The sequence below is a fragment of the Geothrix sp. SG200 genome, from assembly GCF_022808935.1.
In the GTDB taxonomy this organism is placed as follows: Bacteria; Acidobacteriota; Holophagae; order Holophagales; family Holophagaceae; genus Geothrix; species Geothrix alkalitolerans.
Genome location: NZ_JAKZFR010000002.1, coordinates 235,919 through 251,391, shown reverse-complemented (window position 1 = coordinate 251,391; position 15,473 = coordinate 235,919). Strand labels below are relative to the sequence as shown.

13 protein-coding genes and 1 tRNA gene are annotated in these 15,473 nt (G+C 67.3%); 11 read left to right on the top strand and 3 right to left on the bottom strand.

Features of this window, described 5'->3' with window-relative positions; translation table 11 throughout:
- The first annotated feature begins 23 nt into the window (after positions 1 to 23).
- The 7 genes from ML539_RS06470 to ML539_RS06440 all read left to right on the top strand — a co-directional run bounded on the left by ML539_RS06470 (position 24) and on the right by ML539_RS06440 (position 7,028).
- Positions 24 to 773, top strand: coding sequence for a site-2 protease family protein (locus ML539_RS06470; protein ID WP_243321827.1), 750 nt, complete (start codon positions 24 to 26; stop codon positions 771 to 773).
- 24 nt (positions 774 to 797) lie between these two features.
- Positions 798 to 1,787, top strand: coding sequence for a tryptophan--tRNA ligase (gene trpS, locus ML539_RS06465; RefSeq protein WP_243321825.1), 990 nt, complete (start codon positions 798 to 800; stop codon positions 1,785 to 1,787).
- A 63-nt stretch (positions 1,788 to 1,850) separates the two neighbouring features.
- Positions 1,851 to 1,927 (top strand) — tRNA-Lys (locus tag ML539_RS06460).
- A gap of 164 nt (positions 1,928 to 2,091) precedes the next feature.
- Positions 2,092 to 2,988, top strand: a complete 897-nt coding sequence (locus ML539_RS06455; protein WP_243321823.1) for a proline dehydrogenase family protein — start codon at positions 2,092 to 2,094, stop codon at positions 2,986 to 2,988.
- A gap of 79 nt (positions 2,989 to 3,067) precedes the next feature.
- Positions 3,068 to 3,253 (top strand): hypothetical protein, encoded by a 186-nt coding sequence (locus tag ML539_RS06450; RefSeq protein WP_243321821.1) that lies wholly within the window; start codon positions 3,068 to 3,070, stop codon positions 3,251 to 3,253.
- Between the two features lie 101 nt (positions 3,254 to 3,354).
- Positions 3,355 to 5,205, top strand: coding sequence for a mechanosensitive ion channel domain-containing protein (locus tag ML539_RS06445; RefSeq protein ID WP_243321818.1), 1,851 nt, complete (start codon positions 3,355 to 3,357; stop codon positions 5,203 to 5,205).
- 191 nt (positions 5,206 to 5,396) lie between these two features.
- On the top strand, positions 5,397 to 7,028 hold the full coding sequence (locus ML539_RS06440; protein WP_243321816.1) for an ABC-F family ATP-binding cassette domain-containing protein: 1,632 nt from the start codon (positions 5,397 to 5,399) through the stop codon (positions 7,026 to 7,028).
- Positions 7,029 to 7,149: 121 nt separating this feature from the next.
- On the opposite strand, the gene ML539_RS06435 is transcribed toward ML539_RS06440, so the two are convergent.
- Positions 7,150 to 8,094, bottom strand: a complete 945-nt coding sequence (locus ML539_RS06435; RefSeq protein ID WP_243321815.1) for an RluA family pseudouridine synthase — start codon at positions 8,092 to 8,094, stop codon at positions 7,150 to 7,152.
- Positions 8,095 to 8,385: 291 nt separating this feature from the next.
- Between ML539_RS06435 and ML539_RS06430 the strand changes: the two genes are divergently transcribed.
- On the top strand, positions 8,386 to 9,060 hold the full coding sequence (locus tag ML539_RS06430) for a DUF6445 family protein (protein WP_243321813.1): 675 nt from the start codon (positions 8,386 to 8,388) through the stop codon (positions 9,058 to 9,060).
- 52 nt (positions 9,061 to 9,112) lie between these two features.
- On the opposite strand, the gene ftcD is transcribed toward ML539_RS06430, so the two are convergent.
- Entirely contained in the window at positions 9,113 to 10,960 is a 1,848-nt protein-coding gene (ftcD, locus tag ML539_RS06425) for a glutamate formimidoyltransferase (RefSeq protein ID WP_243321811.1), read from the bottom strand.
- Between the two features lie 111 nt (positions 10,961 to 11,071).
- Between ftcD and ML539_RS06420 the strand changes: the two genes are divergently transcribed.
- Positions 11,072 to 11,680, top strand: a complete 609-nt coding sequence (locus tag ML539_RS06420) for a YajG family lipoprotein (protein WP_243321809.1) — start codon at positions 11,072 to 11,074, stop codon at positions 11,678 to 11,680.
- Positions 11,681 to 11,686: 6 nt separating this feature from the next.
- On the opposite strand, the gene ML539_RS06415 is transcribed toward ML539_RS06420, so the two are convergent.
- The gene (locus ML539_RS06415; protein WP_243321807.1) at positions 11,687 to 12,598 is read right to left on the bottom strand and encodes a 5'-nucleotidase; all 912 of its coding nucleotides are present in this window, start codon (positions 12,596 to 12,598) and stop codon (positions 11,687 to 11,689) included.
- A 22-nt stretch (positions 12,599 to 12,620) separates the two neighbouring features.
- Between ML539_RS06415 and ML539_RS06410 the strand changes: the two genes are divergently transcribed.
- Both ML539_RS06410 and ML539_RS06405 read left to right on the top strand, forming a co-directional pair.
- A complete protein-coding gene (locus tag ML539_RS06410) occupies positions 12,621 to 13,655 on the top strand; it encodes an aminotransferase class V-fold PLP-dependent enzyme (protein ID WP_243321805.1) in 1,035 nt (344 codons plus the stop codon).
- Between the two features lie 28 nt (positions 13,656 to 13,683).
- Positions 13,684 to 15,366 (top strand): aspartate:alanine exchanger family transporter, encoded by a 1,683-nt coding sequence (locus ML539_RS06405; RefSeq protein WP_243321802.1) that lies wholly within the window; start codon positions 13,684 to 13,686, stop codon positions 15,364 to 15,366.
- The last annotated feature ends 107 nt before the right edge of the window (positions 15,367 to 15,473 follow it).

Genomic DNA, 15,473 nt, shown 5'->3' with positions numbered 1-15,473 from the left:
ACTGGGGGATTGCCGGAGCCCAGGTGTTCGACAGCCTTTCCATCCCCACCATCCTCGTCAGCTATGTGGCCCTCCTCTTCAGCCTGAGCGTGCACGAGGCCAGCCACGCCACGGCGGCCTACCTGTTGGAGGACGACACGGCGGCGCGCCTGGGCCGGATGACGCTGAACCCGCTCGCCCACATGGACCTGCTGGGCACCTTCGTGTTCCCCCTGCTGGGCATGGCCACGGGCTTCCCGTTCATTGGCTGGGCCAAGCCCGTGCCCGTGGATCCCCGCAAGCTGACCCGCCGGTTCACCCAGCGTGTGGGCTACGCCTTCGTGGCCAGCGCCGGGCCTGCCTCCAACCTGGTCCAGGCCGTGGTCTTCCTGGGGATCATGCTCATGGTGGTGAAGGGCGTGGCACCCGTGCCTGAGATGGAGTTCCGGGTCTTCGCCCGGTCGCTCCTGGCCGGCAAGGTGGAGAGCCTCCAGGTGCTTCAGCTGGGCACGACCACGACCCTCTTCCTGGCTCTGCTCGGTCGCCTGGTGCTCATCAACATTGGCCTGGCCCTCTTCAACCTGCTGCCCATGGGGCCGCTGGATGGCGCGGGCATCCTTAGGGGTTTCCTGCCCTGGCGCTGGCTGCCGAAGTTCGACCGGGTCCAACCCTGGATGGGCGGCATCCTCATCGTGCTGGCCCTGACGGGCCTCCTGGGCTACGTCCTGGGCCCGGTGTTCGGGCTGGTGTTCTACGGCATCGAACTCGTCGCCCGCCTCGTCCTCCATTTCTGATCCACGCGCACCCTCGGAGCTTTCATGCAACGCATCCTTTCCGGCATCCAGCCCTCGGGCTCCCAGCACATCGGCCACCTGGTGGGAGCCCTGGACAACTTCACGCGGCTCCAGGGGCAGGGCGAGGCCTTCTACATGATCGCGGACTGGCACGCGCTGACGTCGAAGTACGAGGCGGTGGAGGAGATCTGGCCCGCCACGCTGGAGCTGACGGCCACCTACCTCGCGGCGGGCCTCGATCCGCAGAAGGCCACCATCTTCGTCCAGAGCCTGGTGAAGGAGCACGCCGAACTGCATCTGCTCCTGTCCATGGTGACGCCGCTCTCCTGGCTGGAGCGGGTGCCCACCTACAAGGAGAAGCTGCAGAACGCCGTGGCGGACCTCGGCAGCTACGGCTTCCTGGGGTACCCCCTGCTCATGACCGCCGACATCATCCTCTACAAGGCCCGCAAGGTGCCCGTGGGCGAAGACCAGCTCTTCCACATCGAGCTGGCCCGCGAGGTGCTCCGCCGCTTCAACTTCCTCTACAAGGAGGAGGTCTTCCCCGAGCCCGAAGCCGTGCTCACCCCGACACCCAAGGTGCCCGGCCTCGATGGCCGCAAGATGTCCAAAAGCTACGGGAACTGCATCTACTTACGGGATACCAACGCGACCATTCTCGAGAAGTGCACGCGCCAGATGGCCTCGGATCCCGCCCGCGTCCGCAAGACAGATCCGGGCAACCCGGACGTCTGTCCCGTCTTCGACTTCCACAAGCTCTTCAGCGACGATGCCACCGTGCAGATGGTGAACACCGAGTGCCGCCGGGCGGGAATCGGCTGCTTCGACTGCAAGAAACGGGTGGCCGAGGCCATGATCCAGCGCATCGAGCCCCTGCGGGAGAAGATCGAGGCCTCTCTGGCCCGCCCGGCGGACCTGGAAGCCGTGCTGGAGGACGGCAGCGCCCGGGCCCGCGCTGTGGCCGCCGAGACGATGCTGGAGGTTCGTCAGGCCATGAAGATGCCCAGCCTCTAGGAATGGGGCGGGGAACGAGCGCTTGCGTTCCGGTTCCATCCTGGTAGACTTTCTTTTGCTCGTGGTCCCTTAGCTCAGTTGGTTAGAGCATCTGACTCTTAATCAGAGGGTCCCCGGTTCGAGTCCGGGAGGGACCACCAGACCAGAAGCCCGCGGATCCAAAGTCCGCGGGCTTTTTCGTGCTGTCTCCCCGGTCACATGTCGCGGCGCGGGACGCCCGGCGGCGGGCGGAGACCGGTATATTTATAGGGCTGTCCGGTCGTGTCGAAGGGCCGGGAAACGCAGGAATGACGGGAGGAACACCGTGGATCTGAAACGCATCGTTCTGGACCTCATGCCGGGTGGCCTGGTTCGCACCTTCGCCGCGCCGTACTGCGCGGGCAAGGGCATCGCCAGTGGCATCGCCAAGGTCGACGAGATCCACACCAAGGCCGGGCTCTACTCGACCCTCGACCTGCTGGGCGAGGAGGTGTTCAAGCGCGAGGACGTGGAAGCCACCGTCCAGGTGTACTTCCGCATGATCGAGGCGGTGAAGGATCGCCGCAACGCCAGCATCAGCCTCAAGCCCACGCAGCTCGGCATCAACGAGAGCGAGGCCTACTGCCAGGAGAACCTCCGCCGCATCGTGGCCGCGGCGGCCGTGCACGGGGTCCACATCACCCTGGACATGGAGGACCGGCACTTCACGGATGTCACCCTGCGGATGTTCAAGGCCATCCGGAACGAGTTCGACAACTTCGGGATCGTGCTGCAGAGCCGCCTCTTCCGGACCGGCGAGGACATCAAGGCGCTCCACCTCAAGCCCTGCAAGGTGCGCATCTGCATCGGCATCTACAGGGAGCCCGCGGAGGTCGCCCTGCAGGACAAGCGCGACATGAAGGAGAAGCTCTTCGAGTACGTGCAGCTGCTGCTGGATCATGGCCACTATCCCGAGATCGCCACCCACGACGAGCCCCTGATCCGGCGCTGCATCGAGCACCTGGACAAGAAGGGCGTGGCGAAGGACGCCTACGAGTTCCAGATGCTGATGGGCGTCCCCCGCTCGGAGATCCAGCAGGAGATCGTGAAGCGCGGGCAGATCATGCGCCTTTACGTCCCCTTCGCGGAGGACTGGAAGTTCGCCATCGCCTACATGAAGCGCCGGCTGGGCGCCAACCCCGCCATGGCCGCCATGGTGCTGAAGAACCTGTTCGGGCACTGATTCCAATTCATTTGGACAATGCCCCGGGTGCGGCTATGGTGCTCCGGTGGGGCCGTGTCCCGCGATGATGGAGAATTCAATGAAGAAGATGCTGGTGCTGGCCCTGGTAAGCTCCTTCGCCCTGGCGGGCTACGCCGCCGAGGAGAAGAAGCCCGAGCCCAAGAAAGGCTGCAGGATGGCCTGCTGCGAAAAGAACAAGGCCGCTTCCTGCAAGGGCTGCCCCGACTGCGCCAAGGAGAAGGCCCCCGCGCCGAAGAAGGGCTGAGCCATCGTTTCAGCGCCATTGCTCGGCCGAGACACCAAAAACCCCGGAGATGACCTCCGGGGTTTTTGCGTTCCATCCCGGTTCATGATTGTCTGGAGGGGATGAAACTCCGTCCATTCATCCCCGCGGCCATCCTGCTGTTCCTTTGTGGGGTGGCTGTCGCCGGCTGGATGTGGACCCGCGAACGGCCCCCGGTGGTGCAGTCTGAAGAGGGAAGCGCCGCGAAGAAGAAGGGGGCGCGCCGCGCGGCCCCCGTGCGCGAGTGGGTGGTGGACCAGAGCCCCCTTCTCACGGCGAGGCTGCTCCTGACCCTGGCCACGACGCCGGAGGAGCAGCAGTTGGCCCGGCAGGCCGAGCGGCTTGCCAATCACGAGGTGGATCTGGCCTTCGCTGCCGCACTTCGTCGGGTGGCCGGCACCCAGATGCAGCAGACGCCCGAGCTCAAGGAACTGACTGACCTCAAAGCCAAGGCCCTGACCACCTTCGAGGCTGACAAGCAGACCATCGATCGGCTGACCAAGCAGCTTGCTGCCGCCCGGGAGTCCCAGAAAGGGCCCCTGGAGGATCAGCTGGATGTCGCCAAAGCCCAGCTGGAGCTGGACCGCGACGAGCTGGAGGCGGCTTCCGAGGACCTGGCCCGGGCAGGGGGTGATCCCCAGGCACGGATCCGCAGGCTGAAGGAAGCCTTCGAGGCCGGCGACAAGGAATCCGCCCAGATCGTCGCGGTGGGCCGTCCCGCCTCCGCCTTCCCGGCCGGGAGCCTCCTGGCCCGTCTGAGCGAATGGCGGGTGCAGCGCGGCAAGCTGGTCCGTCTGATCCAGGCCCGTCAGGCCGCCCAGGCCAAGGCCCAGGCCCTGTCACAGCGCCGCGTCACCATCGAGGCCCAGGCCAACAAGGAGAAAGAGGATCGGGAGGCCGCCAAGTTCTGGGCGTCGAACTTGGTGAAGGGGGCGGCCGGAGGAGGGGCGGACGCCGGTCGGGAACAGGCGAAGGAAGCCGTCTCCTACCTGAGGCACTACGGCGATGTACAGCAGCGACTCGCCAGCATGAACCGGCGCATCCTCGATCAGCAGGAACTGGCGGAGGTGTACGCCAGCTGGATGGGCATTGCCGATGTCCAGCGGAATGCCGCCCTCCACACGCTGCTCTCTCGCCTCCTGTGGGTGCTGGGTCTGGTGGCGACCGCCTACCTGGCGGGATTGGCGATCGACCAGCTCTTCCACCGCGCCGCCGCGGGCGACAAGAAGGGTTCTGGAACCCTGCGGACCGTGGTGAAGCTCGGCGTCCAGGTGTTGTGCACCCTGGCCATCGGTTTCGTGATCTTCGGCATGCCGGGGCAGATCACGACCGTGCTGGGCCTGGCGGGCGCGGGCCTCACAGTGGCGCTCAAGGACTTCATCGTGGCTTTCTTCGGCTGGTTCATCCTCATGGGTCGCAACGGCATCCGCGTGGGCGACTGGGTGGAGATCCGCGGCGTGGGCGGCGAGGTCGTGGAGATCGGCCTGCTGCGCACGGTGGTGCTGGAAACGGGCAGCTGGAGCGATGCCGGACACCCCACCGGGCGCCGCGTGGCCTTCGTGAACAACTTCGCCATCGAGGGGCATTTCTTCAACTTCTCCACCTCGGGCAAGTGGATGTGGGACGAACTGCGGGTTCTGATCCCGCTGGGTCAGGATCCCTATCCCGTCATCGACGGCGTGCAGAGGCTGGTGGAGCAACAGACCGAGGCCAATGCCCGCCTGGCGGAACAGGAGTGGAAGCGTGCCACGGCCCGCTACCGTGTGCAGGCCTTCTCCGCCGCACCAGGCCTGAACGTGGTGCCAGCCCTGAACGGGGTGGAGATCCGCGCCCGCTACATCACACGCGCCTTCGAGCGCCACGAGACCCGCCTGCGCCTGAATCAGGCCGTGGTCGAGCTCATGCACGGTCCCCGAGGGGGCGCCCCGGTCTGACCCTGGACAGGATTCGCACCTCCCCACCGTGTTCGCGCCCCTGGTTGCGGTTTCAGGCGCGGCGGGGCCCCTGTGGTACCCTGGAAGAACCGTAGGCTTGAGGATCCTGCTTTCCGCGACCTCGATCCCCTGTCTCTGGATCTTCCGCCGCCCAGGCCTGCCGGGCGACCCATTCTGCGCATCGGATTCCCATGATTTCGTTCTCCAGCGTCAGCAAGCAGTACGGCAAGCAGGTCCTGTTCATCGAGGCGGATTTCCAGCTGAACCCCGGCGAGAAGGTGGGCCTGGTGGGTCCCAACGGGGCCGGGAAATCCACCCTTTTTCGCATGATCATGGGCGAGGAGGCGCCGGACGATGGCACGGTGACGCTTCCCAAGAAGCTCACCCTGGGCTATTTCCGCCAGGAGGTGGACGAGATGGCGGGCCGTCCGGTGCTGGACGAGGCCATCGCCGGCAGCGGTCGCCTCGGTGACCTGCACCACGAGCTGCTGGACCTGGAACACGCCATGTCCGATCCGGACAAGGCGGATGAGCTGGAGGCCATCCTGGAGCGCTTCGGCCATGTCCAGGAGGAGTACCAGCACTTGGGCGGCTATGAACTGGAGGCCAAGGCCCGGGCCTGCCTGCACGGCCTGGGCTTCGAGGACGCCCAGATCGACGGCGATGTGGGCGCATTGTCCGGTGGCTGGAAGATGCGCGTCTCCATGGCCAAGGTGCTGCTGGGGAACTTCGATGTCCTGCTCATGGACGAGCCCACCAACCACCTGGACATCGAATCCATCCTCTGGCTGGAGGCTTTCCTCAAGTCCGTGCCTGCCACGCTCCTGATGACCAGCCATGACCGTGACTTCATGAACCGGGTGGTGACCAAGGTGCTGGAGATCGACGGCGGCGACATCGTCACCTACTCCGGCAACTACGACTTCTACGCGAAGGAGCGGGAGGCCCGCGAGGCCAACCAGGAGGCCGCCTACGCCCGGCAGCAGGCCAAGCTGGCCAAAGAGCAGCGCTTCATCGAGCGGTTCAGCGCCCACGCCGCCAAGGCCGCGCAGGTGCAGAGCCGCATCAAGGCCCTGGACAAGATCGAGCGCGTGGAGCCCCCAAAGCGGCGCCGCATCGTGAAGTGGGACTTCCGCATCCCCGGCCGCTCCGGCGACGACGTGGCCATGCTGGAGGGCGTCTGCAAGGCCTACGGCCCGAAGAAGCTCTATGACCAGTTCGCCCTCCACATCCGCCGAGGCGAGCGCTGGTGCGTCATGGGCCGGAACGGCGCCGGCAAGTCCACCCTGCTGAAGATGGTGGCCGGGGCCTTCCCGCCGGACGCGGGCACCGTGAAGCTGGGGGCCAGTCTCAGCCTGGGCTACTTCTCACAGCAGGCCCTGGACCTGCTGGATCCCGAGCTCACTGTGCTCGAGCAGATGCAGAAGGACTTCCCCATGGAAGGCCTTGGCGTTCTGCGCAACCTGCTGGGCGCCTTCCAGTTCTCCGGCGACGACGTCGACAAGCGCATCCGCGCGCTCTCCGGCGGCGAGAAGTCGCGCCTGGTCATGGCCCGCATGCTGTTCAATCCACCCAATTTCCTGGTGCTGGACGAGCCCACCAACCACCTGGACCTGGCCACCAAGGAGATGCTCATCGAGGCCCTGAAGGACTTCGAGGGCACCATGCTCTTCGTCTCCCACGACCGCACCTTCCTGCGTGGCCTCGCCAACCGCGTGCTGGAGCTGGCGGGCGAGGAGCACGAGGGCCCCATGCTCTTCCCGGGCACCTACGCCGAGTACGTGGAGCGCACCGGCCGCGAGGCGCCGGGCGTGCACAACTGAGGCTTCCTAATCCTTCACGCCCGGCCTGTGAGGGATAAGGAATTCCAAAAGCGGAGGAGAGCTGACATGCAGAGGAGAACGGAGGGACTGCGGTTCACTTCCCTTCTTTTTTCCGCTTTCCTCAGCTCCTCCGATCTCCTCCGCTTCCAGATTTCTTTTCGCTGAAATCAAGCACCCGCAGCTCTGGCGGCGGCTGGCATTCGAGGGTGAGCGGGGTGCCGGTGCGGGGGTGGATCAGCTCCAGCCGGTGGGCGTGCAGCAGGTAGCCCGGGTCGCCGGGCAGGGCTTCGGTGCCGGGGAGCGGGCCTCCGCCGGGGCCGTAGAGCGGGTCGCCCACCAGGGGATGCCCCGTGGAGGCCAGGTGGATGCGGATCTGGTGCGGCCGGCCCGTGAGGATCTCCACGTCCAGCAGGGAGGCGTCCGTCCGCCGCTCCAGGACAGCGACCCGGCTGAGGGAGGGGCGTCCGTCCGGGGTGGCGGCATGGAGCGTACCCAGGGGGCCGTAGGGCACCGCCCCGATGGGCGTGGCGATCTCGAAGGCGTCCTGCGCGGGGTGGCCCTGGCAGAGGGCCCGGTAGACCTTGCGGGTCCGTCCATCCTGGAAGGCGGCCTGGAGCGGGCCGCGGGCGGCGGCAGTGCGGGCGAACAGCACCAGTCCCGAGGTACCCCGGCCCAGCCGATGCATGGGGCTGGCCTCCGGGGCCCGGCGGCGCACCAGGGTCAGGAGGGTGTGCTCCAGGAATTCGCCGCCTCCGGGCAGGGTGGGCAGGCCGCTGGGTTTGGCCACGGCGAGCAGGTCTTCATCCTCGTAGAGCACCGCCGTGGCGAGGGGAACCTCAGGCTCCACCCAGGGGGGGCGGGCCCAGGTGATCCACTGGCCGGCCCGGAGGATGGCATCGGGGAGGGCGGGGGCCCCATCGAGGCGTACCAGGCCTTCCAGGATCCTGGTCCGCCAAAGGTCCGGGCCCGCCAGTGGGTGCCGAGCGGCCAGGTGGGCCAGCAAGGTCCGTCCGGCTGCCGTGGCGCCCGACTGCTCTCGATGGATGTAGCCCTGGTTGAGCCCCATGCGGTGGTCCGCCCCTCCGGATTCGGCGGATTTCCATGATGCCTTGGTATCGCTAAGCCCGGAAAAGGTGTTGGGATAGGGATTAAATATTGCAAATAGCAACACGTTTTTTTCTGACACCTTTGCTCAAGTTGCGCCACTCTAAAACCGTAGGGTAGGAAGCGCCACGTCCAGGGGTTGGCCGCAAGGGTTCCTAGAAACTCTCCCCGGGGGGGGGGAGTGGGGGGGTGAAAGCCCCCCTTTTTTCGTGGCCAGGGTAGGCTGTGGGTTTTCCGCCCAGGAGCGAGATCCATGACCATGCCCCCGCCGGCCCCGCCGCGGCTTCCGTACCGCAAGCCCAGCGAAGGGCGGGACTACTGGGTCGTGGACGGCATCCTGCCGGATCCCATGGCCCTGGTGGGGCGCTTCCGAGCCCTGGAAGCCTGGGAGCTGGGCTTCCCGCACACCCAGGAGACCTGGCCGGGCATGCGCTCGCGGGACGCCCTGGCTCCGGAGGAACTGGCCCGGGTCGAAGCCAAGGTCCGCGAGCTGACCGGCGCCCGGCGACTGTGGTCGGAGACCGCGCCGGATGGCGCCTTCCTCAACCACAACGTGGTGCAGGTGGTGGGCGCCCGGGAATCCGGGCCCCGGCCCCACACGGACTCCCGGAGGCTCTGCCGCTATGCCGCGGTGATCTACCTGACACCGAAGGCCCCGGCGGCCGCGGGCACCACTTTCTTCCGCCTCCGCTATCCCAACGGCGCCCTGGGAGGGAACCTCTGCCCGCCGCCGCATGCCAACCTGCGCGAGGCCCTGGGCGTGACCGGACTGCCGTTGCAGGCCTGGCACCCGGATGTCTCCGTGCCGAATGTCTTCAACCGCCTGTTGCTCTACCGGGCGGATCTGGTGCATTCCGCCAGCGGCTACTTTGGCCACGATCTGGCCACCAAGCGGATGACAGCCCTGTTCTTCTGGATGGCGGACTGAACCGGAGCTATCAGCAGCCAGTAACTGAGAGCTGACGGCTGATAGCTGAGAGCTACTTCTTGGCCTTCTGCAACCGGTCCAGCAGCTTCTGGTCCACGAAGGCCGTGACCTCGGCCAGCTTCTCCGTGGACCTTGCGAGCAGATCCGCGCACTGGGCCTGCATGTCGGACACATAGCCCGCGTCGGTGATGTCCTTGAGGTTGATCACGACATTCCAGATGCCGCCGCGCACGCCGGCGTGAGCCATCTGCGCGCCCACGGCCGCGTCCGTGATGGAGGCCACCTTGCCCAGACGGGCGGCCTCGCCGGCCAGTTCCAGGGCCTCGAGGCTGGTCCTCGCCGTATCCAGAGGCACGTCGATGGCCACCTTGAGGCCCGCCTGCATGGCCTCGTGCCGGGCGGCCTTCTGTTCGGGCGTGGCGTCGGGCAGGCGGCGGGCGTCCATGAAGGCGTTGAAGGCGTTGGTGTCGGCGTCCACGGCCACCATGAGGCGGTCCTTCAGCCCCTGGGCCTTCTCGGCCAGAGCGATGAGCTTGGCGTCCTTCTCGGCATCGGGGCCGCCCTGGGCCAGGTTGGCCACCATGCTGGCCAGGGCCGCGCCCAGGCTGCCCGCCAGGGCCGCGATGGAGCCGCCGCCGGGGGCCGGAGTGTCGCGGCTGACCTCGTCCGTGAAGGCGAGGACGGGCATGGAGACCAGCGCCTTCGCACCGTAGGCGGGCAGACCCAGCACCTTCTTCTCGATCTCGAAGGGCGCCACGTCGCCCAGGCCCATGGAGAACACCGCCGTCTGGAGGATGTCGGAGGTGGGCACGCCCGTGGACTTGCCCATGGCCTTCAAGTAGTGGCGGCCCGAAGCCAGCAGGCACTGGAAGGGCACCAGGCCCACGATCTCGCTGCCGGTGACGACGAGCCCCCGGTCTGCGGCGAGGCGGCGGGCCTCCTCCAGCACGGTGTGGGGCGCGGTCTGCTTGTAGTCCGTGAGGTTGATGCTGATCTGGGCGCGGCGGTAGGTGTCCACATACCAGCCGATGGCCTTGCAGTGGTCGTAGAGGCCCCGGCGCCGGACCTTTTGGCCCACGGGATTGGCCGGGTCCACGTCGTTCAGCCGCATGAGGGCCGGCAGGTCGTAGCCGTGGGCCGCGGCGCAGTGGTCCACCGTTTCCTGCCAGGTGGCGCCGGTGAAGTCGCAGTTGCCGCAGGGGAACGATCCTTCGGCGTAGTAGATCAGCTCGCCGGCCTGGTAGTAGGGCTTCACGCGGCCGCGGCGGGCCACCCGGCCCTTCTCGCGCAGCTCGAAGGCGATGTCCGTGGCGTGGGCCTTGTCGTTGGAGTTCAGGGTGACGTTGTAGGCCACCAGGAACTCCCGGGCGCCGATGATGCAGGCCCCGGCCCCTGCGTTGTAGGGGGCGGCGAAATCGGGCCGCCAGGCGGGATCCTGGAGCTTCTTTTCCAGACCTTCGTACTCGCCCCGGCGCACCTCGGCCAGGTTGCGGCGCTCGGGTCGCGAGGCGGCAGATTCGTAGAGGTAGACGGGGATGGCCAGCTCGGCCGCCACCCGCTTGCCCAGGCGCCGCGCCAGTTCCGCGCAGTCCTCCATGGTCACGCCCTCTACGGGCACGAAGGGGGTCACGTCTGTGGCGCCCATGCGGGGGTGAGCCCCGTGGTGCTGGCGCATGTCGATGATCTTGGCGGCCTCCCGGATGCAGGTGAAGGCGCCTTCCAGCACGGCTTCGGGCTCGCCCACGAAGGTGATGACCGTGCGGTTGGTGTCCGCCCCCGGATCCACATCCAGGATCTCCACGCCCGGCACGGCCGCAATGGCATCCGTCACCTGCTTGATCTTCGCGGCATCCCGACCTTCCGAGATGTTCGGCACGCACTCCACCAGCTTGCGGGACATGGATCCTCCGGATGGTCCGAGTCTAGCAGTGGCGCGGGTTTGGATCGCACTGCAGCCGGCGTATTTGACGACAAGGTGTAAAATGAAGTCAGTTTTATACCAGGAGGAGCCATGGACACGGGCATGTTCCTCAGACGCACTGGCGCGGGGATCTGCATGGCGATGGGCCTGGGCTGCGCCTTCACCACGGAGACCATCCACATCGCCTACCCGGGACCCGTCTCGGTCGAGAAGGTGAAGGGCGCCGAGTCCATCAAGGTCAAGGTGGAGGTCAAGGATCTGCGGCCCAACCCGACGCGGGAAGTGGCCAAGAAGATCAACGCCTTCGGCGCCGAGACCGCCCCTATCTTCAACGACGAGGACGTGCTCCCGCTGCTGAAGCGCGCGGTCGAAACGGAGCTGCGGGCGCGGGGATACGACCTTGAAGGCGGGAAGGTGCCCCTTCAGATCGAGTTGCTGACCTTCCTCCACCGGTACAACTCAGGGTTCTTCTCCGGCGACAGCCTGGCCGAGGTGAGCTTCCTGGTGCGCATCCGGGACGCCCAGGGACGGGAGGTGTACACCGACACCGTCATGGACTCCTTCAAGCACGCCGCGGGCGTGTTCGGAGGAGGCAACGTGAAGCAGGCCTACGAGCAGGCCCTGCCGGGCGCTGTCCGGAAGCTCATGGGCAAGGCGGAGTTCCACGCGGCCCTGGCCAAGGCGGCGGAAGGTGTCTGAGGTGTCTCAGCCCTTTCCGGTCTCGTTCTTCACGCCGCTCACCACATGTCCCGTGGGGCCCACCTTGGCGGCGGTGTCGCAGTAGCCCGTCTGGTCGTCGAAGAAGAAGTCGGGCTCGAACTCCCGCAGGAAGTCGGCCTTCTCCAGGCCGCCCAGGAACATGGCTTCGTCCACCTGGATGTTCCAGGCCATGAGGGTGCGGATGGCGCGCTCGTGGGCCGGGGCGCTGCGGGCGGTGACGAGGGCGGTGCGGATGCGCATGGGCGCGTCCGGGGCCGCCGCCTGGAGGGGCTGCAGGGCTTCCAGGAGGGGCTTGAAGGGCCCCGGGGGCAAGGGCAGGTTGGCCCGCTCGATCTCGTGGGCCTGGAAGGCGGCCAGGCCGCCCTGGGCATACACGCGCTCCGCCTCATCGCTGAAGAGCACCGCGTCGCCGTCGAAGGCGATGCGGATCTCGTCCGGGTGGCGGTCCGCGGCCACGGCGCTGTCGGGATAGACCCGGGCCGCGGCGAAGCCCGCGTTGAGGGCTGCGCGGACATCCTCCTCCTTGGCCGACAGGAACAGGTTCGCCCCCAGCGAGGTGAGGTAGGGATAGGGGTTCCGGCCGCGCGTGAAGACGCCGCGCTCCAGCTGGAGGTTCGACTCCTGGGCGCTGCGGAAGACCCTCAAGCCGCTCACGGGGTCGTTGCGGGAGAGGATCACCACGGCCACCCGGCCCTCGTTCCCGACATTGAAGGTCAGCAGCTTCTTCACCAGCGGGTAGGCCACGCCAGGCTTGGCGGGCACGTCCAGCCGCGAGAGCTGAAGCTCCATGTAGGCCCGGTCGTCGGATTCCTCGAAGACCCGGTTCTCCTCCTCGAAGTCGAAGAGAGCCCGGGAGGAGATGGCGACGACGAGCTTGCCTTCCAGGGATTTGGGCATGGGCCCAGGGTACATTGATGTCATGCCCAGGCTCTACTTCGACGCCAACGCCACGACGCCGCCCCATCCGGACGCGGTGGATGCGGTGCGGCGGGCCATGGTGGAGGATTGGGCCAACCCCACCAGCACCCACCGGGAGGGCCAGCGGGCGCGGTTCCGCCTCGAGGAGGCCCGCCGGGAGCTCGCGGCCTCCCTGGGCGTTGCGCCGAGGGAGCTGGTGTTCTGCGCCAGCGCCACCGAAGCCCTGCACCTGATCATCCGGGGGCTCCAAGGCGCCCTGGGCGACCGCCCGGCAGCGGTCTTTCCAGGCGAGCACAGCGCCTGCCTGAACCCCCTGCGGGACTGGTCCCGCGTGAGCTGGCTGCCGGAGGTGCCGGCGGATTGCGCCACGGTGGTGCAGATGGCCGCCAGCAACGAGACGGGGATCCTCTACCCCATGCCCTCGGTCCTGGATGCCGTCCGCATCAAGGATGGCTGCCAAGCCTGGGGCAAGGTGCCGGTGGACCTGTCCGACTGCGACGCCGCCGTGTTCAGCGGCCACAAAGTGGGCGGGCCCAGGGGCGCGGCCCTGCTTTGGATGCGGCCCGGGCTGCCCTGGGAAGCCGTGATGGAAGGGCCCCAGGAACGTCGCCGTCGCGGCGGCACCGAGGACCTGCCGGCCATCCTGGGCCTGGCGGCGGCCGTTCGGCACTTGACGGAGCGTCAAGCCATGAATGCGGCCCTGGCGCCGATCCGGGATGCCTTCGAGACCGAGATCACATCCTGGAACCGGGGCATGGAGGTCATCGGCCAGGGGCAGCCACGCCTGCCCAATACCAGCTGCGTGCTGTTCCGGGGCCGCAACGGCGAGGCCCTGCAGGTGGCCCTGGACCTGGCCGGCTACGCCGTCAGCACGGGCAGCGCCTGCCACAGCGGGGCCGTGAAGCCCAGCCACGCAATCATGACCTTGGGGTATAGTTCGGACGACGCGCGCTCGGTGCTTCGGTTCTCGATGCTCCCGGATGCGCGGCCCGGCGAGGTGGAGGCCCTGGCGGCGGCCATCCGGCGGTTGACATGAACCCCAGGTGATCCTGAGCGGGGCGGGCATGATCGAGCAGACCCTCTTCTTCTTCGCGCACAACCCGCTCCTGATGCTGTTCGCGGTGGTGGCGCTCGGGTACCCCATCAGCAAGATCCGGATCGCGGGGGCCTCCTTCGGCATCGCCAGCATCCTCTTCGCGGGCATCGCTCTGGGTGCCCTGGTGATGGCGCCGGGCCTGGACCCGGGCCTCAAGAAGGACATCTCCCGGGAGATGAAGCTGGTCTACGAGTTGGGCCTCGCCGTCTTCGTCTACGCCATGGGGCTCTCCATCTCCCACAGCTTCTGGGCTGCTTTCAGCCGCGAAGGCATGAAGAAGAACGCCGTGGTCGTCCTGGTGATGGTGGCCTCCATGGCCTTCGTGGTGCTGCTGGCCCGCCTGATGGGCTTCAACGCCCGCTACGCGGCGGGCCTGCTCACAGGCAGCTTCACCAACATGCCCGCCCTGGCGGGCGTGATCGAGCGGGTGAAGTCCATGGGTGCGGGGCCCCTGGAACTGGCCCAGCCCACGGTGGCTTCCGCCATCGCCTACCCCATCGGCGTGCTGGTGCCCATGCTGGTCATCCTCGTGAGTCCGCGGCTCTTCCGGGTGAACCTGCGGGAGGAGGCGGACGGCCTCAAGGACTACCAAGCGGGTCACCACAAGCTGGAGGTCTGGACCCTGAAGGTGACGCGACCCGAGGCAGAGTCCCTGACGAAGCGGGAGATCCGCGCCGCTGGACGGTTCCAGGTGGTCTTCGGACGGGTACTGCGCAACGCGGAGCTGATCCTGCCGGGGCCGGACTTCCGGCTGAAGGTGGCCGACCTGGTGACCGTGGTGGGTTCGCCGGACGATCTCGTCCAGGTGGCGGCCCTCATCGGCGAGCGCAGCCATGTGGAGCTGGACCGGGACCAGAGCGCGCTGGACGCGACGAGGGTCTTCGTCTCCAACCGGGACGTGGTGGGCGTGCCCCTCGGCAAGCTGGACCTGGTGAACAAGCACCAGGCCATCATCACCCGCGTGCGGCGCGGAGACCTGTGGTTCGTGCCGGCGGGCGATACGGTGCTGGAGCTCGGCGACCGGGTGCGCGTGACCACCCGCCGGGACAACATCGAGGCCATCGAGACCTTCTTCGGGGACAGCTACCGTGCCCTCAGCGAGGTGAGCTTCCTCACCTTCGCCATGGGCCTGGCGGCGGGTCTGGCCCTGGGCCAGCTTCCCATCCCCCTGGGCCACGGCATCATCTTCAAGCTGGGCTTCGCGGGCGGGCCCCTGGCGGTGGCGCTGATCCTCGGCCGCTTTCACCGCATCGGGCCCCTGGTCTGGAACTTCCCCTACAGCGCCAATCACACCATCCGCCAGTTCGGACTGGTGCTGTTCGCCGCGGGCATCGGCGTGATCTCCGGCGAGGGCTTCCGGGCCATTGTGGCCGGCAATGCCGGCGTGCTGCCCCTCTTCCTGGGTGCGGCTTTCCTGGTCTGCCTGGTGGCCGATTCGCTCACGATGCTGATCGGGCACAAGGGCTTCGGCATCCCCCTCAACGTCATGTTCGGCATCGTGGCAGGCACCCACACCCAGCCCGTGGTACTGGGCTACGCGAACCACCAGACGGGCAATGAGCTGCCCAACGTTGGCTTCGCCACGGTCTATCCGCTGGCCACCATCCTGAAGATCGTCCTGGCCCAGGTGCTGCTGGCGCTCATCCACTGATTCAGCGTTTCCGCTGGAAAAGATGAACGCGAAGGACGCGGAGAAAGTCGCCGGAGGGTGCGAAAGTGCACCTCCGATCCGATCGGATTCTTTTCGCGTTTTCACAT